At 72.6% G+C, this 317-nt stretch carries 1 protein-coding gene; it reads left to right on the plus strand.

Features of this window, described 5'->3' with window-relative positions; all coding sequences use genetic code 11:
- Nucleotides 1-101: 101 nt before the first annotated feature.
- Nucleotides 102-317 (plus strand): DUF1707 SHOCT-like domain-containing protein (locus tag CCN44_RS41815; protein WP_143650472.1); only part of this gene is annotated, 216 nt, incomplete at its 3' end.

Raw genomic sequence — 317 nt, forward strand, 5'->3', positions numbered from 1 at the left:
GGCGGGCCCGTCCAGCGTAGAACCTGCCGCCGACGGCGCACTTGTGAGGTAAGGCTCAGTCGGGGCTGTCGCGATCTATCGTGTTTCGGTACGCTGCCGGAGTGGACCTTCAGAAGCAGAGCGCACCCACACCCGCAGCCGAGCTGCGCGCCTCCGACGCCGACCGCGACCGGGTCGCCGACATCCTCCGCGAGGCCCTCGCCGAGGGCCGGCTGACCGCCGACGAGCACGCCGAACGCGTGGACGGGGTGCTGGCCGCCAGGACGCTGGGTGAGCTGGAGGCCTTCATCCGGGACCTGCCCGCGGCCCACCAGGGC

This window comes from Streptomyces tricolor, assembly GCF_002155905.1.
Classification (GTDB): domain Bacteria; phylum Actinomycetota; class Actinomycetes; order Streptomycetales; family Streptomycetaceae; genus Streptomyces; species Streptomyces tricolor.